Here is a 25,649-nt window from a genome sequence, read left to right on the forward strand (position 1 = left end):
GTACGCCGCCTACCTGGTGGCCGTCCGGAGGGCGGCGGCGAGTTCGTCGTCGTAGCTGGCGATCGGCTGACCGTCCGACGCGTACGCCACGAGTCGCCCCTGGGCCATCGTCGCCGAACGGAACGAGAAGGTCCGCGACCCCGGATAGGCGGCGAGCAGCGGAATGGCCCGAGGCGCCCCGCCCGGGGCCGAGTAGTACTCCAGGCGGGTCACCTGCGGCGACACCACACCGTTGACCCGGACCTTGGTCTTCTCCGCGCGCGTACCGAACGTGACCGGCGCGCCCGTGCCGTACGCGGCGCACTCGGCCGGGCCCCGGCAGACGAAGAAGTACCGGGGGTTGACCACGTCGTCGAGGGTGTACGCCTTGAAGGTCGGGTCGGCGCCGGCCGGCAACGGCTGAACGGCGAAGAACGCGACCGCCACGGTAGCCGTCACGCCCACCCGCAGCCACGCCCGCCCGGCGGCCGGTCGTCTGCTCGTACGCCGGGCGGCGACGGCGACCCCGCCGAAGCCGACCAGGCACAGCAGACACACGCCGACGGCGCGGGCGTTCTCGAACAGGAACTGCACGCCCGGCCGCGTCGAGATCGGACCGAGGACCGCGCCCAGCGAGACGACCATGGCGGCGAGCAGCGCCGCACCGGCGGCCCGCTGGGCGACGCCGGACGCCCCGATCAGCAGCATCGCGGCGAGCACCGGCCACACCTGGTGGTGGGTCCAGGACACCGGGGACGCGGCCACGGTGGCGCACCCGACGAGCACTGCGGCGTGCCCGGGGCGGCCCTGCCGCGCCAACTGCCGGGCCCGCAGCAGCGCCGCCGCGCAGACCAGCGCGACCAGGCCCGCCCAGAACAGGGGCAACGTGGACTCCTCGACGCCGACGCGCAGCAGCATCCCGTGCAGGGACTGGTTGCCCAACGACGCCAGGTTGCCGATCCGGGAGGTCTGCCGGACGCTCTCGGTCCAGTACGTCCAACTCTCGCCGGGCAGCACGATCGCGGCGAGCCCGGCGCAGGCCACGAACGTCGCCGCCGCCCGACCGGCGTCGCGGTAACGGCCGACGGCGAGGAAGTAGACCACGAACAACAGCGGGGTCAGCTTGACCGCCGCCGCCACCCCGACCAACGTCCCGCGCAGCCGGGGCGGCAGGACGCCCATCCCGTCCAGCAGGGCCATCAGCACGATGAAGATGCTGACCTGACCGAACCGCAGGTTGCTCTGCACCGGCGCGGAGAGCATCAGCACCGTGGCCGCCACCGCCACGACGAGCGGCCGCCGGGACGGCCGGGTGCTCAGCGCGACACCTACCGACGCGGCGATGGCGACAACCGCGGCGCACGTCGCCACCAGCCAGAACCCCTGCACCACGCCCTCGCTGACGGCTGTCATCGGCCCGAGCACGAGCGCCGCGAACGGCGGATAGGTGAACGGCCCACCGTTCTCGGCCACATACCCGTACAGCGGCCTGCCGGCGTGCAGGTCGGACAGCGCGCCGTAGTAGATGTGCAGGTCGGACAGACGATCCGGACGGCCCAGCACCAGCACACAGGACACCAGCGCGACGACGACGAAGGCCGCCCACGCCAGCGCCACCCGGCGATCCCGCATCGACCGACAATAGGCGAACATGAGTCTGCGCGGGATCCCTGTCTGCCCCCGGAACGACTCCGACCCCGCGCGTGACGCCCGCCCGAAGCGTCGGCGGACGGCACCGACGAGCACCCCGGCACACGACGCCCACGCCGGCCCGGACGAGGGGTTCGCCTGCGGCGGTGGCGACCGTCTACGGTCGGTGCACGCGACGGTCGGCACCCGCCCGGCGACAGTGGCGGCACCTACTCGGCGACAATGGCGGCACCTGCTCGCCGACGCCGACGGCACCCGCCCGGCAACGGTGGCGGCGCCTCGATGGAGCGGCGGAGTCCCCGACCTGTCCGGCTCCCTCGCGGTGCGGTAGCGGCGTCCGGCCCGCCTCACCTCAAGATCGAGTCTGGCGAGGTAGCAAGGTCACGCTCGATCTTGCAGCCAGCGGCGCGGCACGGCGCGGCGCGGCGAGAAACATCGACGCGGCAACTTGCGCTCTAGTCCTACCCACGGGACTCTGTTTCCGTGGGTTGCCGCCCGCTCACCGAACGTGCCTCCGGAGGCGACATGCACACGCTTCGTACCGCCCGTCGGCTGTTGGCCGGCGCTGGCGCGCTCCTGCTCGGCTCCGTGCTGGCCGCCGGCGCGCCGGTGCCGGCGGGGGCCGCTCGCGCGGACGCCGTCGGATACGTCCGGCTCGCTCACCTCTCCCCCGACACGCCGGCCGTGGACGTCTACCTGTCCGCGCCGGACGCCGCGAAGCCGCGGGTCTTTCCCGGGGTCGGGTACGGGGTGGTCTCCGACTATCTGTCGTTGCCTCCCGGCCGCTACGCGGTGGCGATGCGTGAGGCTGGCGCGCCTGCCACCGATCCTCCGGTGCTCACCACCGAGGTGGCGGTGACCAGCGGCGACGCCTACACGGTGGCGGGTGTCGGCCGGCATGCCGACCTTGGTCTGCGGGTGCTCACCGACGATCTCAGCGCACCCACCGACGGCCGGGCGAAGGTGCGTGTCGTGCAGGCGTCGGTGCGTACGCCGGTGCTGGATGTGGCGGCCGCCGACGGTCCGATGATCGCCAACGGGGTGCAGTTCGCCACGACGACTGACTACCAGCAGGTCGAGCCGGGCAGTTGGCGGTTGAAGCTGACCGGCGCCGGCGGCCCGAGCACCGATGCGGAGGTGCGGCTCACGGGAGGCGCGGTCTACTCGCTGCTGGTGCTCGACTCCAAGAAGGGCGGGCTCACCGCGGAGCTGCGCCGCGACGCCGAGGGTGGCACCGTCGTGCCGGCCGGCGGGGTGGACACCGGCGCCGGGGGCACGGCGGGGGCCGGGTTCGACGCGTACCCCCTGGTGGCCGGCGGGTTGGCCGCGGCGGGCGTCGCGGCGGCCCTGCTGTTCTGGCGCCGGTGGCGGCGCACCACCTGGTGAGCGCCGGCCCGGGTCTGTCGATCCGGCGGCACCGCGACCGCCGGGTGCCACTGGCCGCGCTCGTCGCGGCCGGCGCGGCGGTCTGCCTGACCGCCGGCACCGGGGTGGGGCTGGCCGGCGCGGGCCCGCCGCCGCCGGGGGCGAGCTGGCGCCCCGGCTGCGTCGACGACTGCCCGTCGGTGGCCGCCGCACCCGCGCCGCAGGGTCCACCCACCCGGGTACGCGTGCCGCGCATCGGCGTCGACTCCCCGCTCACCGTGCTGGGCCTGGACCGCGCGGGCGCGCTGGTCCCGCCGGACGACTTCGACACCGCCGGCTGGTACGGCGGTGGGCCGGCCCCCGGCGACACCGGCCCGGCCGTGCTGGCCGGGCATCTGGACTCGCGGCGTGGCCCGGCGGTGTTCGCCCGGCTCGGTGAGCTGCGGCCCGGTGACCGGGTGCAGGTGTGGCGCGGCGGGCGGTGGTTGTCGTTCCGGGTGACCGGGTCGCTGCGGACCCGCAAGGACCACTTTCCCACGGCGACGGTCTACGGGCCGACGCCCGGCGCGGAGCTGCGCCTGGTCACCTGCGGGGGCGACTTCGACCGGCGGCGTGGGCACTACAGCGACAACGTGGTGGTCTTCGCGGTGGTCGAGAGATGACCGGCCCGGGGTCAGATGGGGCGGCGGCCGGCGAAGCCGCACTCGGCCCGGTGGTACCAGCGCACGTCGGAGTCGCCCTCCAGCCAGCACCACAGCACGGAACGGCCGGCCCGCTCGCCGGGGAAGTCGAGCAGCACCGGCGCTATACCCTTGACCTGGATGTCGTGCTGGTGCAGCTCGTCGACGACGGCGTGCAGGCGTGCCTCCAGCCCCTTGACCTCGGCCAGACCGCCGAGTGCGCTCACCCCGTGGTCGGCCAGGTCGGCGCGCAGCTCGGCCAGGTCGGCCCGGACCCGGATCAACTCGTCGACGCGCGGTTGCAGGGTGGCCACCAGGTGCCGGGCCTGGGCGAGTGTGAACACCGCGCCAGTATGCGCCACGCCCGGCTCCGCGACGTGCCCGGAACGTTCAGTCGGACTGGGCGGCCAGCTCGCGGGCGCGGTCCCGGGCGGCTTCCAGTGCGGCGAGCAGCGCCGCCCGGACGCCGTGCTTCTCCAACTCCCGGACCGCCGAGATGGTGGTGCCGGCGGGTGAGGTGACCGCCTCGCGCAGCTTGACCGGGTGCTCGCCGGAGTCGCGCAGCATCACCGCGGAGCCGATGGCGGTCTGCACGATCAGCTCGTGCGCCACCTGCCGGGGCAGCCCGAGCAGGATCCCCGCGTCGATCATGGCTTCGACCAGCAGGTAGAAGTAGGCCGGGCCGGAGCCGGAGAGCGCGGTAACCGCATCCTGCTGCGACTCGGGCACCCGGATGGTCTGCCCGAGCGGCTTGAACATCTCCTCGGCCAACGCCAGGTGCGTGCCGGTGGCGTACGCGCCGGCGGAGATCGCGGTCATCGCCTCGTCGACGAGCGCCGGGGTGTTGGTCATGACGCGGACCACCGGGGTGCCCTCGGGCAGCCGGCGGTTGAAGAAGCTGGTGGGCAGCCCGGCGCAGAGCGAGATGACGAGCTTGTCGGCCGGCACCTTGGGGCCGATCTCGTCGAGCAGCGTGGCGGCGTCCTGCGGTTTCACCGACACCGCGAGCACCGCCGCCTCGTCCACGGCGGTCAGGTTGTCGACGACCCGTACGCCGTAACGGGCGGTCAGCTCCTCGGCCCGCGCGGGTCGGCGGGCGGTGGCCAGCAGCCGGTCCACCGGCCATCCGGAGCGCAGCAGCCCGGAGAGCATCAGCTCGCCGATCTTGCCCGCGCCGATCACCGCGACCGTGTGCACTCCGGCTGACATGTCGGCCCGTACCCCCTCGTGTTGGGTCGCGGCGCGGCGGACCCGCAGGCCCGCCGCGCCGCCGACGATCGATCAGCTGCCGAAGAAGACCTCGGCCTCGGCGTACCGCTCCAGCGGCACGGTCTTCAGCTCGCGGGTGGCCTCCGCGAGGGGCACCCGGACGATGTCGGTGCTCTGCATCGCGACCATCTTGCCCCAGTCGCCGTCGTTGACGGCGTCGATGGCCTGCAGGCCCAGCCGGGTGGCGAGCACCCGGTCGAAGGCGGTCGGGGTGCCTCCGCGCTGGATGTGACCCAGCACCACGGTGCGGGCCTCCTTGCCGGTCTTGGCCTCCAGCTGCTCGGCGAGCCACTGGCCGATGCCGCCGAGGCGGACGTGGCCGAACGAGTCGAGCTCCTGGTTGGCGAGGACCATCTGGCCGTCCAGCGGCTGCGCGCCCTCGGCGACCACGACGATGGGGGCGTACTGGTGCTGGAAGCGCTTCTCGACGTAGCCGGCCACCTGGTCGACGTCGAACTGCCGCTCGGGCAGCAGGATGACGTTGGCGCCGCCGGCCAGGCCGGCGTGCAGGGCGATCCAGCCGGCGTGCCGGCCCATCACCTCGACGACCAGGGTGCGGTGGTGGCTCTCCGCAGTGGTGTGCAGCCGGTCGATGGCCTCCATCGCGATGTTGACCGCGGTGTCGAAGCCGAACGTGTAGTCGGTGGCGCCCAGGTCGTTGTCGATGGTCTTCGGGACGCCGACCACGTGCACGCCCAGCTCGTAGAGCTTGGTGGCGACGCCGAGGGTGTCCTCGCCGCCGATCGCGATCAGCGCGTCCACGCCCTGCTCGGCGAGGTTGTCCTTGATCCGCTCGACGCCGTTCTCGATCTTGAACGGGTTGGTGCGGGACGAGCCGAGGATGGTGCCGCCGCGGGGCAGGATGCCCCGGACGTCCGCAATGTCCAGCGGGCGGGACAGACCCTCGAGCGGGCCCTTCCAACCGTCCCGGAAGCCCACGAACTGGTGACCGTAGGTGGCGACGCCCTTGCGGACCACCGCCCGGATGACCGCGTTGAGACCCGGGCAGTCGCCGCCGCCGGTGAGCACGCCGATACGCATGATCCGCTCATCCTCCTGGAGCATCAGGTAAAGCCCGATTTGCCCCAGGATATGTGTCAGGTCAGACCATCGGCGCCGTTGCCGGCCCGGGGCGGGCCGTCACTGCGCACTGTAGTCGGCCTACCTGTGCGATGACAGCGCGCCCCGGGACGGCGGCGGGTCAGTAGCTCACCTCGTGGTTCTCGCCCGCCTCCGGCGGCTGGCCGGTGACGGCGGCCTTGGCGAACCCCAACAGGTTGACCACGGTGCTGTTCGGCGAGTCCCAGTACTCGGCGGAGCTGGCGTGCACCTTGATCAACGTCAGGTCGGGGGTGTCCAGCCCGTCCGGGAACCACGTCTTGAGCAGCGGATTCCACAGCCGCTCGGCGCGGGCCCGGTCGAACTCCTCGCTGGCGGTGCCCGAAACCGACACCCAGGCGTTGTGCTTCTGGTCGGAGAACGAGACGTTGACCTCCGGATTCACCCGGATCTGGCGCACCTTCGCCGAGTCGGCGGAGGCGAAGAACCAGAGGTCCCCGTCGAACCCGGCCTCCTGAAGCCCCATCGGTCGGCTCACCTGCCGCCCGTCCACGGCGGTCGTGGTGAGCATGCAGATCCGCGCCTCGCGGACCAGCTCGGTGACCCGGGCGCGTGCCTCGGTGGCGTTGGTCGGCTGCTTGCTCATGGCGCTCTCCCTCGGCTCGACTGGTCGAACCGATGCCCGGGACAGAACCGGTCAAACCTGCAAAGGTACGACGACTGTCAGCGGGACGTCATCGCCCGCCAGCGGGCCAGGTTGTGCCGGGCGTCGACCAGGGCGTCGTGCCGGGCCGCGTCGGCGTCCGGCAGGGTCGGTCGGCCACGGTCGTCCCAGAGCTGACGCAGCTCCTTGGTGAACCGGGGGATCTCCCGGGGAAGGGCCGGCATCGCCCCCCAGAGCTGGGCGAGCACCACATGGTCGTACGCGGCGTACCAGGCCCACAGCTCCAACTGCTCCCCCGGCCGGTCCCGGATCGGCTCCATGAGGAAGTCGTACAGGTCGTCGCGGATGCGCTCACGCGAGCGCCAGGCCCGGTCGGCCGGCGAGGGCAGCTTGTCCAGCACGTTGCGCCGCACCCAGGGCACGGCACGGGAATCGTCGTACTCGGTGGAGACCGCGTAGAACTCGCGGCCGTACTCGTCGACGACACCGATCGACACGAGGTCGACGAGCCGGCCGTCCTCGATGAACTCGCAGTCGTAGAAGTAGCGGTAGACCATTCCGGCCATCCTCGCCCACCGCCGCGCGGCGGTGCCCGGCGGGGGGCCGACCGAGGTGGGCGACGAGGGGTACGCCGCAGCTGGCGACGGTCACGGAAGTGCTTCGAGGGGTGTACAGCAAGCGACCGGACCGTCATGATCTGATGTGTACCGCTACCGGACGCCGAACCGGTGTCAGTTCACCTTTCAGGGCCATCAGGTTCACCCGGTGAGCGAGTTTGTGGTCCATGACCGGGGAGGGGTTGGGCCGTGGAGATGCGCCTACCGGAGCCGGGTGACGCGCTCACGGGTGTCGAGATGTTCGCCGGGCTGGAGCCTGAGGTGCGGCAGCGCGTCATCGCCGCCGCCGTTCCGCGCACCTACCGCAAAGGTCAACTCCTCTTCGTGGAGAACGACCCGGGCGAGTCGCTGATCGTGCTGCGCCGCGGCGCGGTCGCCGTCTTCCGTACCGCGCCCACCGGTGAACGGGCCGTACTGTCGGTCATCCGTCCACCCGACGTGCTCGGCGAGGTCTCCCTGCTCGACGCGTCCACCCGGTCCGCCTCCGCCGAGGCCATCGAGGACTGCGCGGCCCTCGCGCTCTCCCGGGGGGCCTTCATGGAGCTGGTGCACTCCAACCCGCGCATCCTGGACGCCGTGATGCGGTCACTCGGCGGGCTGATCCGCCGGCTCACCGAGCAGAACGCCGACCACGTCTTCCTCGACCTGCCCGGCCGGGTCGCCAAGACACTGGTCCGGCTGGCCGGCGAGAGCCAGGCGCCGATGATCACGATCGAGCTCAACCAGAGTCAGTTGGCCGAGATGGCCGGCGGCTCCCGGCAGAGCGTCAACCAGGCGATCGGGTCGTTCGCCAGTCGCGGATGGCTGCGCACCGAGGGCCGCCGGATCGTGGTGACCGACGTGGCCGCGCTGCGCCGGCGCGCCGGCATGAACGACCGCTGACCCACCCATACGCATACGACGCGGCCGGGTCACCCGTGGGCGACCCGGCCGCGTCGACGCGTCACCGAGGCTGGTTCAGGCCCCGGAGCTGCCCGGGCCGGCCCACTTGTCCGGGCCCTTGCCGTCACCGCTCGGGCCGTGGGACTGCTCGATGACGATGCCCTCGGCCTGGAGCGTGGCGAGCGTGGCGGCGTCGACGTCCACCGACTCGCCGGCGGAGTGGCTGACCCCGTTGCCGTCGGTCCAGTCGCTCTCCAGCTTGACGTACACCATTGACCTGTCCCCCTCTGGTCGCTGATCGACATGTGGCTGACTGAATGTAGTCCGCATCTGCCCTGATGGACTGTCCGCAAGCCAACAGGCTGGTACCTGACAGGTTCGCCGGCGGCGATACTCCTACCAGGCGGCGCCGGTGGGCGTCGACCGGCTTCGCCAGTGGAGGGTGTCATCGCCGCGCAGTGTGAGCGCTGTGGACGGACGGCCGCCGACGGCGACCGCTTCTGCGGTGGCTGCGGCGCCGAACTGGGTGCGGTCTGCCCGCACTGCCTGCGTCCACTCGCCTCCGACGTCACGTTCTGCACCTCGTGCGGGTCGCCCCGGCCGGGCGCGGACCGACCCGCCGCGGTCACCCCGCAGGAGGACCGCCGCCGGGTGAGCGTGCTCTTCGTCGACCTGATCGACTTCACGCCGTACGTCGAGCGGGCCGACCCGGAGCAGGTCCGTGGCATGCAGACCGGGTTCTTCTCCGCCGCCCGCCGGGTCGTCGGCCAGTACGGCGGGGTGGTGGAGAAGTACATCGGCGACGCGGTGATGGCGCTCTTCGGCGCGCCGATCGCCACCGAGACCGACGCTCTGCGCTGCGTACGGGCCGGGCTGGAGCTGCAACGGGTGCTCACCCGGTTCGCGCCGACCGGCAGCACCGAACTGCGGTTCCGGGTGGGGGTGGCCACCGGCGAGGCGCTCGTCGACGTGGCCGCCGCCCGCGACGGCGGGCAGGCGATCGTGGCCGGGGACGTGGTGAACACCGCCTCGCGGATGCAGTCCGTCGCGCCGCCGGGCGGGGTGCTGGTGTGCGGCACCACGCACGCGTTGACCAAGGACGCGATCCGTTACGAGGAGCAGCCGCCGGTGACCCTGCGCGGCCGGTCCTCGCCGACCGAGGTGTGGCTCGCGCTGTCCCCGCTGCGGCGCCAGCCCACCGACCGGGAACCGGACGCCACGCCGCTGGTCGACCGGGAACACGAGCTGGGCATGCTGGTCAACGCCCTGCACCGGTCTCTGCGGGACCGGCTGCCGCAGGTGGTGACCATCTTCGGGCGGGCCGGCATCGGCAAGAGCCGCCTGCTGCGCGAGTTGTACCGGCACACCGGCCGGCTGGTCGACGAACCGCTGACCTGGCGTATCGGGCGCTGCCCGCCGTTCGGGGAGAACGTCACGTTCGCCGCGCTCGCCGACATCGTGAAGTCCGAGGCCGGCATCCTGGACACCGACCCGGCCGCCAGCGCGGCGCAGCGGCTGGCCGCTGCCGTCGGCGAGCTGATCGGCCCGGGCGAACGGGACCGGGTGGTCGACGCGCTGCGCCCGCTGGTCGGGTTGCCCGGCACGCCGCTGCCGGCCGAGGAGGCCGAGTCGGCGTGGCGGCGTTTCCTGCTGGCGCTGGCCGCCCGCCGTCCCACGGTGCTGGTCTTCGAGGACCTGCACTGGGCCGACGACGCCATGCTGCGGTTCGTGGAGCTGCTCGGGTCGGCGGCCCGCGAGGTGCCGTTGCTGCTGCTGTGCACGGCCCGTCCGGAGCTGGTCGACCGCGACCCGAGCTGGGCCGGCACCATCACCGGCTCGGTGACGATCACCCTGCCGCCGCTGCGGGACACCGGGATCGCCGCGCTGTACGCGCACCTGTTCGGTCAGGCGGCGTTCTCCGCCGACATGTTGAGCCCGCTCATCGAGGTGGCCGGCGGCAACCCGCTGTACGCCCACGAGTACGTCCGGATGCTCATCGAGCAGGGCGCGCTACGCCAGTCCGGGCGGGGCTGGTCGCTCGACAAGCATCTCGAACTGACCATGCCGGAGGGCGTGCACGCGGTGATCGCCAACCGGGTGGACCTGCTCGACGCGAAGGACCGGGCGGTGCTGCTGGCCGCCTCGGTGGTCGGGGTGCAGTTCTGGCCCGGCGCGGTGGCCGCCGCCCTCGGGCAGCAGGTGGAGTCGGTCGAACGTTCGGTGCGCCGGCTGGAGCAGCGCGACTTCGTCCACGAGCAGGCCGCGTCCACGATGGCCGGGCAGGCGGAGTTCCGGTTCCGGCACGTGCTGGTACGCGACGTCTGCTACCAGCGGTTGCCGCGGACCGAGCGGGTGGCACGGCACGAGCGGGCAGCGGACTGGCTCGACGCGTTGTCGCACAGCCGCGACACCGACCTGGCCGAGGTGCTCGCGCACCACCGCTGGGCGGCGCACGAGATCGCCCGCTCCCTCGGCATGGAGGTCCGCCGGTACGCCGCGCCGGCCCGGCAGGCGCTGCACCGCGCGGCCCGGCGGGCGTACGCCCTGCACGGGTTGGACGCGGCGGCCGCACACGCGGGTCGGGCGCTCGGCCTGGCCGACGACAGCGACCCGGTCGGTCGGCTCCAACTGGAACTCCTGAGCACGGAGATCTCGTTCTACCGCGACGGCAACGCGTTCCTCTCCGGCGGCGGGCCGGAGCAGGTGCACGCGCTCGCCGGGCGGCTGCTGGCGCACGGCGACGACGCGTGCGCGGCCCGGGCGTGGACGTTGCTCGGGCAGGCCGCCTGGCTACGGGCCGACCGGGCCGACGCCCTGGCCTGTCTGGATCGGGCCGTGCAGTTGTTCGAGTCGCTGCCGGACACCCCGCAGAAGGCGGACGCGTACGCGGAGCTGGGCCGGCTGCACATGCTCAACTACGAGCGGGACCAGTCCGTGGTGGCGGCGGAGATCGCCGCGGAGATCGCCGAGCGGCTGGGCCTGACCGAGACCCGCACCAACGCCCGGATCACCGCCGCGACGGCCCGCTACCAGGCCGGGGACCGGGTCGGCCTGGACGAGCTGCACGCGATCGTCGAGTTCAGCCGGGCCGGTCAGTTGCTGGCGCTGCCCCGCGCCACCCAGAACCTCGCCTGGGCGATCCGCGAGGAGGGCGACTGGCTGCGCTCGGACGCCCTGCTGTCGGCCGCGCCGGCGCGGACCGCCAGCGGCCAGACGTTGACCACGAGCTACTCGGCGGAGGCGATGCGCGCCTGGTTCGAGGGCGACTTCGGTCGGCTGCTCGCCGCGGCGGAGGCGTTCGTGGACACGCCCACCGGCAGTTGGGACATGCAGGTGCGGGGTCTGCGCTGCTGCCTGCTGGTGCTGCGCGACGACGAGGACCCGGACGACCTGGACGACGCCCTGGACACCGCGCGACGCAGCGGGTTCCACCGGCTGCGCTGGACGATGCTGGGCATGGCCGCGCTGTGCCGGGCGTTGCAGGGTCGCGCCGACGAGGCGGCGGCGCTGATCGACGAGCTGGACCGGTCCTGGTCGGCGGTGCCGGCCCTGGCCAGCGGGGAGTGGATCGCGGCGGCCGCGTACGGCGCCGCCCTGGCCGGCCGGGACACGGCGGTGCGGGTCCGGGCGATGCTGGGCCGGGTCGAGCATCGCACTCCCTGGTCGGAGGCGGCGCTGCGGACCGTGACGGCCGCGTTGGCCGCCGCCGACGGCGACCACCGGCGGTCGGCCGAGCTGCACCTGGCCGCCGCCGAGACGTACGGGCGGATTCCCGATGTCAGTGACCGGGTGCTGGCGTTGGCGCTGGCGGCGGCGGAGCTGAGCCGTGCTGGTGACCCGGCGGCCGCCCGGGCGCCGCGCGCCGAGGTCCGCACCTTCGCGCTGCGCAACGACGCGCCCGGCCTGCTGGCTCTCGCGGGGCGGCCGATCAGCCCGGCCGGACCGGCCGTGGCCTGCTGAGCCGGCGGGCCGCCGGGTGGCCTGCTGAGCCGGCGGGCCGCCGGGTCGCCTGCTGAGCCGGCGGGCCGCCGGGTCGCCTGCGGGGTCGCGGCCGCCGGCGCGCCGCTCCCGGGCGGGCCCGGTCTTGTACGACGGCGGTCGGGGCGCGCCCGCGCGGCCGGCGGCGGTCACCGAGATCGCACGTGTCGCGCAAGAACGGACATCGGGGGCCCGCCGCGACCTGCGGCGGCAGCCGCGACTTTCCAAGACGCGACACAACGCACTCCCGGAACCGGCCCCTGACGTGTCACGATTCAGAGCACGGCGTGCGTACGGACGTCGACGGGGACGGGTGGCCGCGCCGCAGGGCGCGTTGAGGAGGATGTCCGGGTGTCAGCGGGTGGGGCCCGCCGGGGTCGGCGGGACAACGGGCTCGACGCGAGCGAGTACGCCGTCGTCGGCGACGTCGATCCACGCGTCGGCGAGCACCTGCTCGACGTGCTGGCCGCCGGTGGCATCGCCGCGTACCTGCAACCCTCGGCCGATCTCAACCCGGTCACCCGCACCACCACAGTCCCGGCCCGTCCGGTCGACCGGCTGTACGTCGACCGTTCGCACCTGACCACCGCGCGGGACTACCTGACCCAGCTCGCCGACGAGACGTCCCCGGAGCAGCCTCCGGCGCGTGGCGAACCGGACATCGACGCCGAGTGGGCGCGGATCGTGGCGGGCTTCCACACCACCTCGACGGCCGGCGAGCACCCCTGGCCGGCCTCGGAGAACGTGGACGAACCGGACACCCGAGACGAGCCGGCCGCGGGCCCCCTGGCCCGTACCGGCGTCGACGAGCCCGGCCCGACGGCCACCGACGTCCGGCGGCTGCCGTCCGCCACCGACATCTCCGGCATCTCGGTGGGGCGGGGCACCCGTCCGGACGAGCCGTCGCTGCTCGACGGGCTGGACACGTTCGGCGCCGATCTGCCCGACGACGAGGACGACGAGGGCTACCACCCGCCGCCGCCACCGCCGCTGCCCCGGATCTCCAAGTACGCGGTGGTGGGCATCCTCGCGGTCGTGGTCGGGTTCGTGCTCTTCCTCTTCCCGTCGCTGGTCCCGGTGGACCGTTCGGCGGTGACCCTGTTCGGGTTCACCGGCATCCTGGCCGGTTTCGTCACGCTGATCTGGCGGCTGCGCCCCGGTGACGAGGAGGACGACGACCCGGACAACGGTGCCGTCGTCTGACCTCCGGCCCGCATCGCGGGACGACGCCGACCCGCCCGGCGCGTAACAGTGGTGTAACTTACTGTCAGTAGGAATACCGCCGTACGTCACTTCCCCCGCTGACTGACCGGTTTTCTCCTGCTCGTGGCGGTCAGTCCTCTGCTGATCGGAATGCCCGAGATGCGACAGAGTTCCCTCGTGGTGGTGGCCAACCGCCTCCCCATCGACGACAACCAGGCGCCCGACGGGGCCTGTGAGTGGCGACGCAGCCCAGGGGGTCTGGTCAGCGCGCTGCACCCCCTGCTCAAACACACCCCGGCGACCTGGGTCGGCTGGGCCGGCGGCACCGGGCCGGCCCCCGCGCTACCCGACGTGGACGGCGTCCGCATGCACGCCGTGGCCCTCAGCCAGGACGACCTCCGCGACCACTACGAGGGATTCGCCAACGCCACCCTCTGGCCGCTCTACCACGACGCCGTCGAACAACCGCAGCACCACCGCCGGTGGTGGGAGGCGTACCAGCGGGTCAACCAGCGCTTCGCCGAGGCGACAGCCGAGGTGGCCGAGCAGGGCGCCGTCGTCTGGGTGCAGGACTACCACCTGCACCTGGTCCCCGGCCAACTGCGGGCGCTGCGGCCGGATCTGCGCATCGGGTTCTTCCTGCACGTGCCGTTCCCGCCGCCGGAGCTGTTCATGCAACTCCCCAGGCGCGCCGAACTGCTCCGCGGCATGCTCGGCGCCGACCTCGTCGGCTTCCAGCGGATCCAGGCCGCGCACAACTTCGCCCAGCTCGTGACGAGGGTGCTGGACCTGCCGGCCACCGACCGGCGGATCGGTATCGACGACCGGGTCGTACGCATCGGCGCGTTCCCGGTCTCCATCGACACCGCCGAGATGGCCGCGCTCGCCTCCCGACCCGACGTCGCCGCCCGGGCCCAACGGCTCCGCCAGGACCTCGGCGATCCCCGACAGGTCATCCTCAGCGTCGACCGGATGGACTACACCAAGGGCATCGAGCAGCGGCTCAAGGCGTACAGCGAACTGCTGGCCAGCGGCGACGTCAAGGTCCGCGACACCGTCCTCGTGCAGGTCGCCATGCCGAGCCGGGAACGCGTCGGCCAGTACCAGATCCTGCGCGAACGGATCGAGCGTGAGGTCGGCCGGATCAACGGCGAGTTCGGCCGGGTCGGCGAACCCGCCATCCACTACCTCACCCAGCCCTTCGACCGGGCCGAGCTGGCCGCCCTCTACCGGGTCGCCGACGTGATGGCGGTGACCCCGCTGCGCGACGGGATGAACCTGGTCGCCAAGGAGTACGTCGCCGCCCGGGTGGACGACGACGGCGCGCTGCTGCTCAGCGAGTTCGCCGGCACCGCCGCCGAGCTGTCCCAGGCGTACCTGGTCAACCCGCACGACCTGGAAGGGCTCAAGCAGGGGCTGCGCGCGGCGCTGCGGGCCAGCCCGGCCGACGTCACCGAACGGATGCGGGCGATGCGCGCCCACCTGCACGAGCACGACATCCGGGCCTGGGCGCGCTCCTACCTCAGCGCGCTTGACGAGACCGGCGCCCTGGTGAGCCGCCTGGCCAGCACCGACGACGCGGTCCGGGTGCCCCGCCCGGTGACCCGGGCCAACCCGGCCGCCCACCACGTCGGCGGCTGACCGGGCAGCTCAGCGCGCTGCGGGTTCCTTCTCCAACCAGTCCAGGATCGCGTCGATCGGCTCCACCCACCGCGCGTCAAGCATCAGGTCGTGCCCCATGCCGGGGAAGAGCAGCGGCGCCGAACCGTACCGGCGGGCCACCCGCGTCAACGTCGACGACGGCACCACCCGGTCGTCCGGGCTGCCCATCACCAGCACCGGCGGCGCGCCCACGGCCGGTTCGGCCGCCGGCTCCCCCAGCAGGGCCCACTGCGCCCGTCGGCCGGCCCGACCGAGCCGCCCGACGTACCGGCGGGCCTCCTCCTCGGGCAGTTCCCGGCTGAACAACTGCCCCCGGTTGAGCCGCAACGGTCCGCCGAACACCGCAGGCAGCGTCCCGGCCGGGTTGCGGCGCAGCGCCGCGCCCAGCAACCCCCAGCCGCCGAAGACCGGCGCCACCAGCACCGCGCCCCGCGCCGGATAGCGCGCCAACGCGTGCGCCACGACCAGCGCCCCGGCGCCGTGCCCCACCAGCACCGCCTGACGCGGCAGGCCCGCGGCCACCTGGACCACATCATGGGCGTACGCCCGCAACGTCGCCTCCGGCGCCGGCTCGCTGGCGCCGTGCCCACGCAGGCTCATCGCGTACGCCGGGAAGCCCCGCGACGCCGCGTGCCCCAGCCAGTGCTCGGCGAACGCCCAGGCGCCGTGCCCGAACCCGGGGACGAACAGCAGCGGCGGCCGCCCCTGCTCCACCTCGGGTACGGCGCTGAGCACCTCACGCCGCGCCGGCCGGACCGGCCGCGCCCACTCCCGACCCCGCATGATCCGCAGCTCGGTCCTCGCGCTCACTCGACTGGCCCTCCGTTCGCGACTGCGGGGCTCGCAAGCTCACTCCTCGCGCTCACTTGGCCTCCAGGTCGTGCAGGGCGCGCTGGACAGCGCGCAGGTAGTCGGCGTGCCCGACCTCGAACCAGTGCCGGCTGCTCTCCTTGACCTGACCGGAGTACCGCTCACCCGCCCGCTCCCGCACCCGCCGCGCGAACGCCGCGGCGCGCTCCGGGCTGTCCCGGCGGGCCCGCAACACCCGCGCGAAGAGCACCGTCTGCCAGTGCGCCAGGGTGAACATCCCCGAGTCCGGCTGCAACAGACCGGCCACCGCCAGCGTCGGATGCCCCGGGGTGAACGCGTTGAGCCACAGGGTGGGCCGGCCCGCGCCGGCGCTGTCGGCGAACACCGACGCGTCCAGGAACTCGAAGCGCGGCAGGTAGCCGGTGGCGAAGATGACCACCTCGGGGTCGATCTCACGGCCGTCGGTCAGCTCCACCGCGTACGGGTGGAACCGGGCGATGTCCGGCACCGGGCCGATGGCGCCGTGGCCCACGTAGTAGACGAGCTGGCTGTTCGCGATGGGGTGCGTCTCGTACACCCGGTGGTCGGGTTTGGGCAGGCCGAAGCGGGTCAGGTCGCCGACGGTCAGCCGCAGGGTCCAGTGGTAGAGCCACTGCCGCACCCGCAACGGCACCCGCAGCGCCAGCAGCGCGTCGTTGACCTGGTCGGCGGGGCGGCCCAACACGTACTTCGGCGCGTACCAGTAGCCGCGCCGGCTGGAGTGCCAGCAGCGCGACGCCTGCTGGGCGGCCTCGACCGCGATGTCGCAGCCGGTGTTGCCGGCGCCGACCACCAGCACCCGTTTGCCGCGCAGCTGGGCCGGGTCCTTGTAGGACGAGGCGTGCATGATCTCGCCACGGAACTCTTCGAGGCCCTCGTAGCGGGGCAACTTCGGCGACCAGTTGTGACCGTTGGCGATCAGCACGGCGGCGTACCGGGAGGTGCGCTCCGGACCGTACCCGCCGGTGGAGCGGGTGGTCACGTCCCAGCGGTCCCCCTCGGCGGGCTCGACCCGGACCACCTCGGTGCCGAACCAGATGTGCGAGCGCAGGTCGAAGTGGTCGGCGTACCGCTCGAAGTAGGAGAGCAGCTGACTGTGGTGCGGGTAGTCGGGCCACGAGTCCGGCATCGGGAAGTCGGGGAACTGGGTGAACGGCTTCGACGACAGCAGGTGGGTGCTGGCGTACACGGGGCTGCGGTCGTGGCGCCAGTTCCAGGCGCCACCGACGCCGGTCTCCCGCTCGTAGCAGTCCACGCCGAACCCGTGCTCGCGCAGGTTCTTGATGGCCGTCAGGCCGCTGGCCCCGGCCCCGATGACGCAGACCGTGTCTCCCCGGTCGGAGACCGGGGCGGCGTCGCGGCCCTGCGCGGACGGATCGGGCCGGCCGTGGTCGGTGGAGGTGGACACCGGGGCATCTCCTTTTGTGCGGCACGCGTGCCGGTCGCCGCGAAATCCTCTCCACATCGGAGCCGGATGTCCAGCGCCGGCGCGGACCGATCGGCGGGTCCCGGGCCGGTGGGGGGTCAGCCGGTGGTGGGCAGCAGCAGGTCGACCAGGACCGGGAAGTGGTCGCTGGCCCGGCGGGTCTGCGGGGTGTCCACCACGTCGTAGTCGACCACGGTGATCCGCGGGTCGACGAAGAGCGCGTCGATGCGTCGACGGGGGTCGGCGCAGGAGTAGGTGAGCCGGTCCGCCGCGTCGGCGGCCACCGCGGCGTCGGTCAGCCCGCTCGAAACAGTGGCCCACGCCGGACCGTCCGGGCCCTCGTTGAGGTCGGCGCCGGCGAGCACCGGAGTCGTCGCCGCGTCCAGCCCTCGCTTGAACTCGGCGGCCTGCGCGGGACGCTCCGCCGGGTCGGTGGACAGGTGCGAGCCGGCCAGCGTGAACCGGGCGTCGGCGACCCGGCAGTCGGCGTACGCGGCGCCGCGCAGGTGCCGGCCGGGGGTCAACGGGAACCGCTGGCAGCGGGTGCCGACCACCTGGACGCGCAGGCTGGTCAGCAGCAGGTTGCCCAGCGCGGGCAGCCCGCCGGCGGCCACCACCAGGCCGAACGACTCGGCCAGCGTGGCGGACTTCTGCCGCCACCGGAACCGGCGCGGCCCCTCCTGCACGATCACCACGTCCGGTCGCACGGCCCGGACCACCGCCGCCAGCGCGGCGGTGTCGTCGCGCTGACTGTGGATGTTGTACGACACCGCGCGCAGCGGTACGCCGGCAGCCTCGCCCATCGGTGCCCCGCCTCAGATCCGGCGGGCCAGGTCGGCGGCGCCGATCACCCCGGCGCTGTTGCCCAGCTCGGCGGGGAGCACCTCGGCCACCGGCAGGCGGCCGCGCTGCGCCAGCGCGTCGAGGTACGACCGGCGGGTCGGGCCGAGCAGCAGGTCACCGGCGTCGATCACACCGCCGCCGACGACCAGGGTCTGCGGGTCGAGGATCTGCGCCATGTCGGCGAGGCTGGTGCCCAGCCACCTGCCGATCTGGGCGAACGCCTCGGCCGAGACCGGGTCGCCGCCCTGCGCGGCTGCGGTCACCATGTGCCCGGTGATCGCCTCGGCTTCGCCGCCGGCCAGCTCCAGCAGCGCGGCAGCCCGGTCCGGCTCCTGCCGGGCGCCTGCGCGAGCGAAGCGGACCAGGGCGCTGCCGCTGGCGTACTGCTCGATGCAGCCCAGCCGGCCGCAGCCGCACTGGTGCCCGTCCGGCACGGCGAGCATGTGGCCCAGCTCGGCGGCGACGCCGTGCGCACCACGCATCAGCTCGCCGCCGAGGACGATGCCGCCGCCGACGCCGGTGCCGATCGTGAACATGATCATGGAGTCGTCCGCGTCGCGGGCCGCGCCGTAACGGAACTCGGCCCAGGCGGCGACGTTCGCGTCGTTCTCGACGATGACGGGCAGACCCACGGCGGCGCCGACGTACTCGCGCAGCGGCTCGTCCCGCCAGGCGAGGTTCGGTGCGAAGAGCACGGTCGAGCGGGTGGCGTCGATCCAGCCTGCCGCGCCGATCCCGACGGCCTCGATCGTCCGCCCGGCAGCGAGTTCGCCGACCAGCTCGATGATGACGTCGCGGGTCTTGCCGACGTCATCGGCGGGAGTGTCCCGTCGGGTCTGCACGAGGACCGTGCCGGTGTCGTCCACGACACCGCCGGCCACCTTCGTGCCACCGACGTCGACTCCGATGGTCAGCGTCACCGCTGCCGCTCCCCTCTGCTGTGCTGTCCGGCCCACGCGCCGACGAGGACGTCGGTCCGGGTCGGGATGTCCCGCGGTCAGGCCTCGTCGCACGGTGCGTCCGCGCCGGCGTCGTCGGGCACCCGCGACGCGGGCACCACGGGTCGGTTGGTCGGTGCCGGTGCGGCCACCGCCCCGGCGTCGTCGACGGGTGGTGCGGTGGGCGGGGCGAGTGGGTCCGCCGTACGGGTGGCGGCCGACCAGACATCCCGCTCCGGCGCCGGCTGAGAATCATGCCCGGTGCGGGTGGCATCGCGCCACACGTGATCGTCGCCGGCGTCGGCCGGCTCGGGTCGTCGGGCCTCGTCGTCGCTGGTCGGGGCGGGTGCCGGCCGGTTCGGGGCGGCGGAGTCGGATGTGCTCGCCGGGGGTGGCTCCGGCGGGGAGAAGGCACGCAGCAGGCTGGCCACGCCGGCTGCCAGGTCGCCGGCGCCGGTTGCCAGACGTTCGGCGAACTCCGGACTCGGGTCCCGCAACGCGGCGATGCCCCGACAGACCGGACAGACGCAGCATTCGGCGGATCCGGTGGCGAAACCGCCGGTCCCGGCCGAGGCGGTGTGCGGAACACCACTGTGACCGAGGACACCCGCCAGCAGGCCGCCCAGCGGGCCGGACGCGCCGCCCGCCGACCCGGCGGCGGCCAGTCGCGCTCCCGCGAGCAGGGTGGCGACCAGCCGTTCCGCCTCTTGCCGGGCCGAGCCCGGATCCGTGCCGCTCACCCTCGGCTCCTCCGCCCTGCCGCCGGACGCGTCACTGCGCCGCACCGGGTGCTTCTACCCGGCGCTTGAGCTGCTTCAACGCGGTGTCCATGATCATCTTTTCGGCCTTACGCCGGAACATGCCGAGCATGCCCACGGACAGCTCGACCTCGAGGGTGTACGTCACCGTGGTGCTGTCGTCCGGATTGCCCACCAGGTCGTACGAGCCGCGCTGACTCTTCTGCATCTTCGACGGCGCGACCAGGTGCCACTCGACCCGGGACAGGTCCTCGGCGTACTCGTAGGCCAGCACGTACTCGTCGGCCATCACCCCGGCGTCGATGGTGAACCGCACCTGGCTGGCGTAGCCGTCCTCGTACTCCTCGACGACCTCGGCGTGGCGCACCGCCTCGGTCCACTCCGGGTAGCGCGGGAAGTCGCAGATGACCGCCGCCACCCGGTCCGGTGACGCGCCGATGATGATCGACTGGGTGGAGGAGTCCGCCATGGGGGGAGGCTACCCGGCGGGCCCCGCCCAGGTGTCGCGCCGCCCCCGCCACGCCCTGCCTACGGCACCGTAACCATCCGCCGGGTAGGTTTCGACGGAACGGACGCCGTGGTGGCGGCCGTTCCGGCAAGTGCGAGCACGAAGGAGTGCAGGTGCGCGAGTTCTCCGTTCCGCCGATCGTCACCGTTGGCGACGCGGCCAACCTCACCGATCCGGTCTGGGACAACGCCGAGGTCGCGCCGGACACGGTCCAGTTCGCCCGCCGCAACCCGGCCGCCGGCGGCACCACCTGGGTCGAGGTGACCTGCCTCCAGTTCCGCGACGAGGTCGCGGCGGTGGCGCGCGGGCTGATCGCCGCCGGCGTGCAGCCGGGCGCCCGGGTCGGACTGATGAGCCGCACCCGCTACGAGTGGACCCTGCTGGACTACGCCATCTGGGCGACCGGCGCGGTCACCGTGCCGATCTACGAGACGTCCAGCGCCGACCAGGCCGCCTGGATCCTCGCCGACTCCGGCGCGGTCGCCGTCGTCGTGGAGACCGACAAGCACGCCGAGCTGGTCGCCGGCGTCCGCGACCAGCTGCCCGAGCTGGAGAACGTCTGGCAGATCGACCTCGGCGCGGTCGACGACCTGGTCACCGCCGGCGCCTCGGTCGAGCTGGCCGAGGTCGAACGGCGCCGCAAGGCCGTCCACTCCGGCGACCTCGCGACCATCATCTACACCAGCGGCACCACCGGCCGGCCCAAGGGCTGCGTGCTCACCCACCGCAACATGTACGCCGACATCGCCAACGCGGTGCCGGTCCTGCCGAACCTGTTCAACGCCGGCGCGGCCACCCTGCTCTTCCTGCCGCTGGCGCACGCCTTCGCCCGGCTGATCCAGATCGGCGTGGTGCAGGCCCGCGCCACCATGGCGCACTGCGCCGACCCCAAGAACCTGGTCGCCGAGCTCCAGGAGTTCCGGCCGACCTTCGTGCTCTCCGTACCCCGGGTGTTCGAGAAGGTCTACAACGCGGCCAAGCAGAAGGCCGAGGCCGACGGCAAGGGCGGCATCTTCGCCCGCGCCGAGCAGGTCGCCATCTCGTACAGCGAGGCTCTGGAGACCCCGCGCGGGCCGGGCCTGGCGTTGCGGGCCCAGCACGCGGTCTTCGACCGGCTGGTCTACCGCAAGCTGCGCGCGGCGCTCGGCGGGCGGTGCCGCGACGCCATCTCCGGCGGCGCGCCGCTCGGCGCCCGGCTCGGTCACTTCTTCCGCGGCATCGGCGTGACGATCCTGGAGGGTTACGGCCTCACCGAGACCTCCCCCGCCGCCGCCGCGAACCTGCCCACCGGCACCCGGATGGGCACCGTCGGGCGCCCCCTTCCCGGCGTGACCGTGCGCATCGAGGACGACGGCGAGATCCTGATCTCCGGTGAGCTGATCTTCCAGGGCTACTGGCACAACGACGCGGCCACCGCCGAGGCGCTCAGCGCCGACGGCTGGTTCCGCACCGGCGACCTCGGTCAGCTCGACGACGACGGGTACCTGAGCATCACCGGCCGCAAGAAGGAGCTGATCGTGACCTCCGGCGGCAAGAACGTCGCCCCGGCGGTCCTGGAGGACCAGGTCCGGGCACACCCGCTGATCAGCCAGTGCGTCGTCGTCGGCGACCGGCAGCCGTTCATCGCGGCGCTCGTCACCATCGACGAGGAGGCGCTGCCCGCGTGGCTGGCGGGCGCCGGCCTGCCCGCCGACACCCCGGTCGACCAACTGCGGGAGCACGAGGGTCTGCGCGCGGAGATCCAGTCCGCCGTCGACAACGCGAACCGGGGCGTCTCCAAGGCCGAGGCGATCAAGGTGTTCCGGATCCTGCCCCACGACTTCACCGAGACCACCGGCGAGCTGACCCCGTCGCTGAAGGTCAAGCGGCAGGTCGTCCACAAGACGTACGCGGCGGAAATCGCCGATATCTACCGGGGCTGACTACCATCCGTCACGTGCCCGCATCGACATCCGCCGCACCGCACCCGCATCCCCTCGCCGCGGCAGCCCGCCTGGTGATGCTGGCGCTGGTCGCCGTCCTGACCCTGTTCGCCACCCGCGACGTCGCCCAGCTGTGGTGGATCGCGCTGCTGGCGGTCGCCGGACTGCCGTCGCTGCTCGCCCCGCAGCACCGGCTGATCGGCCCGCTGAGCCGGGTGGCCGAGGTCGTGGTGCTGGGGCTGGCCGCGAGCCAGGTCGCCGCGGACGCGACGATCGGCGGCGCGGTCGACGGCCTGGGCGCGTCGGCGGTGCTGCCCTACCTGGCGGTCCCGGTGACCGTCACCGCGCTGCGCCGCCGCTTCTCCGAGGGCGCCGCACTGCTCGCCGTCACCGCCGCCACCCTGCTGGTCAGCGGCGCACTGACCGAGGTCGACGGGGGCCGCCAGCTCGGCCAGCCCGGCTACCTGGCGGTCTGCGCGCAGTGGCTGATCCTGGCCGCCCTGGGGCTGTACGCCGCCGGCACCCTGCACCGGGTGATGGCCGTGCGCGGCGAGGGCAAGCCCCAGCCGTACGCCGAGGCGACCCGGCTGTTGACCCAGCTGCGCACCGTGGCCCGGCAACTGCCCGGGGCGACCCTGGACCCGGGTGGCATCTCCGAGCACCTGATCGAGGAGCTGCGCACGGTGGCCCGGGCCGACCGGGGTGCGGTGCTGTCGGCCAGCGGGGGCGGCCGGCTCGTGGTGCTCGCCCAGGCCGGGGTCGACCGGGTGGACTGGGAGACGACCCTCGACGCGGACTCGGCGATCGCCGACGCCTGGGCCAGCCAGCAGGCCACCACGGCCGCCCGGTCGCAGTCGCGGACGCACCGGGGCGGGGACGTGTCCGCGCTGATCGTCCCGCTGGTCGCCGGCGTCCGCACGGTGGGGCTCGTGGTGCTGGAGGCGGACGTCGCGCAGGCGTACCCGCCGCCGGTGGTGGACCGGGTCACCGGGCTGACCCGGCCGGCCGCGCTGCGGCTGGAGGCGGCGCTGCTCTTCGACGAGGTCCGTTCGCTGGCCACGAACGAGGAGCGGCAACGGCTGGCCCGGGAGATCCACGACGGGGTGGCGCAGGAGCTGGTGATGGTCGGCTACGGCATCGACAACGCCCTGGCCACCGTCTTCGACGACGCCGACGAGACCGCCGAGGCGCTGCGGACGCTACGCGCCGAGGTGACCCGGGTGATCACCGAGCTGCGGTTGAGCCTCTTCGAGCTGCGCAGCGAGGTGGACCGGCAGGGCGGGCTGGCCGCGGCGATCGCCGAGTACGCGCGCACGGTGGGCGCGTCCGGCGGTCTGCGGGTGCACCTGTCGCTCGACGAGTCCACGGCGCGGCTGCCGGCGGCCACCGAGGCCGAGTTGCTGCGCATCGCGCAGGAGGCGGTCACCAACGCGCGCAAGCACGCCGGCGCGTCCAATCTGTGGGTCACGTGTGAGGTGGACCCCCCGTACGCGCAAATAGAAGTGTCGGATGACGGTCAGGGGATGGCTGACCAGCGCCCCGACGGACGGTACGGTCTTGCGATCATGGCCGAGAGGGCGGAACGTATCCGGGGCCGGTTGGAGATCAGGCCGCGGCAACCCAGCGGCACGACCGTGGCGGTGGTTCTCGGTACCTCGTCCCGGCGAGATAACGTGCGTGACAGCGCAGCACCAGAAGGGGAGTAACCCGAGGATGACCACAAGTCCGACACCGGCCACCCGCACCAAGGTCCTCCTTGTCGACGATCACGACCTGATTCGCAAGGGCCTGCGGCACGCGTTCGAGCGCGACCGGCAGTTCGAGGTCGTCGGTGAGGCCGCCACGGCGGCAGAGGGTGTACGTCAGGCTGGCGCCCTGCAGCCGGACGTGGTGATCATGGATCTGCGTCTGCCCGACGGCAGCGGCCTGGAGGCCACCCGCGCGCTGCGCAAGTCCAGCGCGTCGATGGGCATCGTGGTGCTGACCATGTACGCGGGCGACGACCAGCTCTTCGGCGCCCTGGAGGCCGGTGCGAGCGCCTTCGTACCGAAGACCGCCCCGGCGGACGAGGTGGTGGCCGCAGCCCGGCACGCCGCCTCCTCCCCCAGCGCGTTCACCGCCGCCGACCTGGCCGAGGCGATGAAGCGTCGCCTCGCCCCGTCCGGTCCGCAGCTCTCCCCCCGCGAGGGGCAGGTGCTGCGGCTGCTCGCCGACGGCATGAGCGTCGCCGGCATCGCCAAGCAGCTGTTCGTCAGCGAGTCCACGGCCAAGACCCACATCTCCAAGCTCTACGAGAAGCTCGGGGCGGCCAACCGGGCGCAGGCGCTGATGACGGCGCTGCGACTGGGCCTGCTCGAGGCGCCGGACGCCCCGAAGTTCTGACCGACCCCCGCTCGTCGAGCGGGACACCGCGACCGAGGTCCGCGCCGGCTCACCGCCGGCGCGGACTTCGCGTATCGACCGACGTCGGCGGGCGACCTGGCGGCGCGCTATGGTCTGGCGGCCGTGTCGGGGGCACAATACCCGCGCGGGCGACGATGCCCTCGACGCCGACTCGGAAAGGGTGAGCGCATGCAGCGACCGGACTGGGCGCCCGACACCATCGACATCGAGCGTCCGAGCGTCGCGCGGATGTACGACTACTACCTCGGCGGCTCGCACAACTTCGCCGCCGACCGCGCGGCGGCGCAGGCGATGGTGGCAGCGGTGCCGGAGGCGCCGTTGATGGCCCAGGCCAACCGCGCGTTCCTGCGCCGGGCGGTGCACCACCTGGCCGAGGCCGGGATCCGGCAGTTCCTGGACATCGGCTCGGGCATCCCCACGGTCGGCAACGTGCACGAGATCGCCCAGCGGATCGACCCGGCGTCGCGGGTGGTCTATGTGGACGTCGACCCGGTGGCGGTGGCGCACAGCCGGGAGATCCTGTCCGGTAACGACCGGGCCGTGGTGGTCCAGGAGGACCTGCGGCACCCGGAGGCCATCATGGGCCACCCGGACGTGCGCAAGCTGCTCGACCTGAGCCAGCCGGTGGCCGTGATGATCGTGGCCGTGCTGCACTTCGTCTCCGACGACGACCGCCCGGCGGAGCTGCTGGCGACCCTGCGCGACGCCCTCGCCCCCGGCAGCTACCTGGTGTTGTCGCAGGCCAGCGACGACGGGCGCAGCGCGGACGAGCGGGCCGAGGCGGAACGGGTCTACCGGCGTACGGACAGCCCGCTCTGGATCCGCAGCCGTGCCGAGCTGACCGCGCTGTTCGACGGGTTCGAACTTCTCGACCCGGGTGTGGTGTGGGTGCCGCAGTGGCGGCCGGACACCCCGGACGGCGCGGAGGACGCCGAGCGCGCGGTCTTCATGGGCGGCGTCGGGCGACTCGGTGGCTGAATCGCCCGGGGCGGCG

The 25,649-nt window shown here is 73.3% G+C and carries 24 protein-coding genes; 11 read left to right on the forward strand and 13 right to left on the reverse strand.

Annotated features, from left to right (window positions below):
- Positions 1-9: 9 nt before the first annotated feature.
- Positions 10-1,611: a glycosyltransferase 87 family protein gene (locus ABZS77_RS23790; RefSeq protein WP_354826638.1), complete on the reverse strand. Its 1,602-nt coding sequence runs from the start codon at positions 1,609-1,611 to the stop codon at positions 10-12.
- Between the two features lie 19 nt (positions 1,612-1,630).
- Between ABZS77_RS23790 and ABZS77_RS23795 the strand changes: the two genes are divergently transcribed.
- The 3 genes from ABZS77_RS23795 to ABZS77_RS23805 all read left to right on the forward strand — a co-directional run bounded on the left by ABZS77_RS23795 (position 1,631) and on the right by ABZS77_RS23805 (position 3,656).
- The gene (locus ABZS77_RS23795; protein WP_354826641.1) at positions 1,631-1,960 is read left to right on the forward strand and encodes a hypothetical protein; all 330 of its coding nucleotides are present in this window, start codon (positions 1,631-1,633) and stop codon (positions 1,958-1,960) included.
- Positions 1,961-2,154: 194 nt separating this feature from the next.
- Complete coding sequence (locus ABZS77_RS23800) at positions 2,155-3,015, forward strand: DUF4397 domain-containing protein (RefSeq protein WP_354826644.1); 861 nt, start codon at positions 2,155-2,157, stop codon at positions 3,013-3,015.
- On the forward strand, positions 2,994-3,656 hold the full coding sequence (locus tag ABZS77_RS23805; RefSeq protein WP_354826647.1) for a class F sortase: 663 nt from the start codon (positions 2,994-2,996) through the stop codon (positions 3,654-3,656). Before ABZS77_RS23800 ends, ABZS77_RS23805 begins: the two co-directional genes overlap by 22 nt.
- Before the next feature lie 11 nt (positions 3,657-3,667).
- Here the strand turns inward: ABZS77_RS23805 and ABZS77_RS23810 are convergent, their stop codons facing one another.
- The 5 genes from ABZS77_RS23810 to ABZS77_RS23830 all read right to left on the reverse strand — a co-directional run bounded on the left by ABZS77_RS23810 (position 3,668) and on the right by ABZS77_RS23830 (position 7,223).
- Complete coding sequence (locus tag ABZS77_RS23810) at positions 3,668-4,018, reverse strand: DUF2203 domain-containing protein (RefSeq protein ID WP_354826649.1); 351 nt, start codon at positions 4,016-4,018, stop codon at positions 3,668-3,670.
- A 46-nt stretch (positions 4,019-4,064) separates the two neighbouring features.
- The gene (gene proC, locus ABZS77_RS23815) at positions 4,065-4,883 is read right to left on the reverse strand and encodes a pyrroline-5-carboxylate reductase (RefSeq protein WP_354826652.1); all 819 of its coding nucleotides are present in this window, start codon (positions 4,881-4,883) and stop codon (positions 4,065-4,067) included.
- Positions 4,884-4,955: 72 nt separating this feature from the next.
- The gene (locus ABZS77_RS23820) at positions 4,956-5,984 is read right to left on the reverse strand and encodes a 6-phosphofructokinase (RefSeq protein WP_354826932.1); all 1,029 of its coding nucleotides are present in this window, start codon (positions 5,982-5,984) and stop codon (positions 4,956-4,958) included.
- Between the two features lie 160 nt (positions 5,985-6,144).
- Positions 6,145-6,648: a pyridoxamine 5'-phosphate oxidase family protein gene (locus ABZS77_RS23825; protein ID WP_354826655.1), complete on the reverse strand. Its 504-nt coding sequence runs from the start codon at positions 6,646-6,648 to the stop codon at positions 6,145-6,147.
- A gap of 77 nt (positions 6,649-6,725) precedes the next feature.
- On the reverse strand, positions 6,726-7,223 hold the full coding sequence (locus tag ABZS77_RS23830) for a polyadenylate-specific 3'-exoribonuclease AS (RefSeq protein ID WP_354826934.1): 498 nt from the start codon (positions 7,221-7,223) through the stop codon (positions 6,726-6,728).
- A gap of 249 nt (positions 7,224-7,472) precedes the next feature.
- Here ABZS77_RS23830 and ABZS77_RS23835 point away from each other — a divergent pair, with 249 nt between their 5' ends.
- On the forward strand, positions 7,473-8,165 hold the full coding sequence (locus tag ABZS77_RS23835) for a Crp/Fnr family transcriptional regulator (RefSeq protein ID WP_007463121.1): 693 nt from the start codon (positions 7,473-7,475) through the stop codon (positions 8,163-8,165).
- A gap of 75 nt (positions 8,166-8,240) precedes the next feature.
- On the opposite strand, the gene ABZS77_RS23840 is transcribed toward ABZS77_RS23835, so the two are convergent.
- Positions 8,241-8,438, reverse strand: a complete 198-nt coding sequence (locus ABZS77_RS23840; RefSeq protein WP_354826658.1) for a hypothetical protein — start codon at positions 8,436-8,438, stop codon at positions 8,241-8,243.
- A 162-nt stretch (positions 8,439-8,600) separates the two neighbouring features.
- Here ABZS77_RS23840 and ABZS77_RS23845 point away from each other — a divergent pair, with 162 nt between their 5' ends.
- The 3 genes from ABZS77_RS23845 to ABZS77_RS23855 all read left to right on the forward strand — a co-directional run bounded on the left by ABZS77_RS23845 (position 8,601) and on the right by ABZS77_RS23855 (position 14,987).
- On the forward strand, positions 8,601-12,125 hold the full coding sequence (locus tag ABZS77_RS23845; RefSeq protein WP_354826661.1) for an adenylate/guanylate cyclase domain-containing protein: 3,525 nt from the start codon (positions 8,601-8,603) through the stop codon (positions 12,123-12,125).
- A gap of 369 nt (positions 12,126-12,494) precedes the next feature.
- Positions 12,495-13,346, forward strand: a complete 852-nt coding sequence (locus tag ABZS77_RS23850; RefSeq protein WP_354826663.1) for a DUF308 domain-containing protein — start codon at positions 12,495-12,497, stop codon at positions 13,344-13,346.
- Positions 13,347-13,505: 159 nt separating this feature from the next.
- Positions 13,506-14,987: a trehalose-6-phosphate synthase gene (locus ABZS77_RS23855; protein ID WP_354826665.1), complete on the forward strand. Its 1,482-nt coding sequence runs from the start codon at positions 13,506-13,508 to the stop codon at positions 14,985-14,987.
- Positions 14,988-14,996: 9 nt separating this feature from the next.
- Here ABZS77_RS23855 and ABZS77_RS23860 read toward each other — a convergent pair whose 3' ends face one another.
- The 6 genes from ABZS77_RS23860 to ABZS77_RS23885 form a co-directional block, all read right to left on the reverse strand.
- Positions 14,997-15,791 (reverse strand): alpha/beta fold hydrolase, encoded by a 795-nt coding sequence (locus tag ABZS77_RS23860; RefSeq protein ID WP_354826936.1) that lies wholly within the window; start codon positions 15,789-15,791, stop codon positions 14,997-14,999.
- Positions 15,792-15,870: 79 nt separating this feature from the next.
- Entirely contained in the window at positions 15,871-17,265 is a 1,395-nt protein-coding gene (locus ABZS77_RS23865) for an NAD(P)-binding domain-containing protein (RefSeq protein WP_354826667.1), read from the reverse strand.
- A 116-nt stretch (positions 17,266-17,381) separates the two neighbouring features.
- Positions 17,382-18,086, reverse strand: coding sequence for an endonuclease/exonuclease/phosphatase family protein (locus ABZS77_RS23870; protein ID WP_354826670.1), 705 nt, complete (start codon positions 18,084-18,086; stop codon positions 17,382-17,384).
- A gap of 12 nt (positions 18,087-18,098) precedes the next feature.
- Positions 18,099-19,046: an ROK family glucokinase gene (locus ABZS77_RS23875; RefSeq protein ID WP_354826672.1), complete on the reverse strand. Its 948-nt coding sequence runs from the start codon at positions 19,044-19,046 to the stop codon at positions 18,099-18,101.
- Between the two features lie 77 nt (positions 19,047-19,123).
- Positions 19,124-19,804, reverse strand: a complete 681-nt coding sequence (locus tag ABZS77_RS23880; protein ID WP_354826675.1) for a hypothetical protein — start codon at positions 19,802-19,804, stop codon at positions 19,124-19,126.
- 31 nt (positions 19,805-19,835) lie between these two features.
- Entirely contained in the window at positions 19,836-20,291 is a 456-nt protein-coding gene (locus ABZS77_RS23885) for an SRPBCC family protein (RefSeq protein WP_354826678.1), read from the reverse strand.
- A 152-nt stretch (positions 20,292-20,443) separates the two neighbouring features.
- Here ABZS77_RS23885 and ABZS77_RS23890 point away from each other — a divergent pair, with 152 nt between their 5' ends.
- The 4 genes from ABZS77_RS23890 to ABZS77_RS23905 all read left to right on the forward strand — a co-directional run bounded on the left by ABZS77_RS23890 (position 20,444) and on the right by ABZS77_RS23905 (position 25,633).
- Positions 20,444-22,252 (forward strand): AMP-dependent synthetase/ligase, encoded by a 1,809-nt coding sequence (locus ABZS77_RS23890; RefSeq protein ID WP_354826680.1) that lies wholly within the window; start codon positions 20,444-20,446, stop codon positions 22,250-22,252.
- A gap of 14 nt (positions 22,253-22,266) precedes the next feature.
- The gene (locus ABZS77_RS23895) at positions 22,267-23,958 is read left to right on the forward strand and encodes a GAF domain-containing sensor histidine kinase (RefSeq protein WP_354826683.1); all 1,692 of its coding nucleotides are present in this window, start codon (positions 22,267-22,269) and stop codon (positions 23,956-23,958) included.
- Between the two features lie 7 nt (positions 23,959-23,965).
- Complete coding sequence (locus ABZS77_RS23900; protein WP_007072219.1) at positions 23,966-24,634, forward strand: response regulator transcription factor; 669 nt, start codon at positions 23,966-23,968, stop codon at positions 24,632-24,634.
- Between the two features lie 189 nt (positions 24,635-24,823).
- Entirely contained in the window at positions 24,824-25,633 is an 810-nt protein-coding gene (locus tag ABZS77_RS23905; protein WP_354826686.1) for an SAM-dependent methyltransferase, read from the forward strand.
- Positions 25,634-25,649 lie beyond the last annotated feature (16 nt).

The organism is Micromonospora sp. NPDC005298, from assembly GCF_040607375.1.
Taxonomy (GTDB): Bacteria; Actinomycetota; Actinomycetes; order Mycobacteriales; family Micromonosporaceae; genus Micromonospora.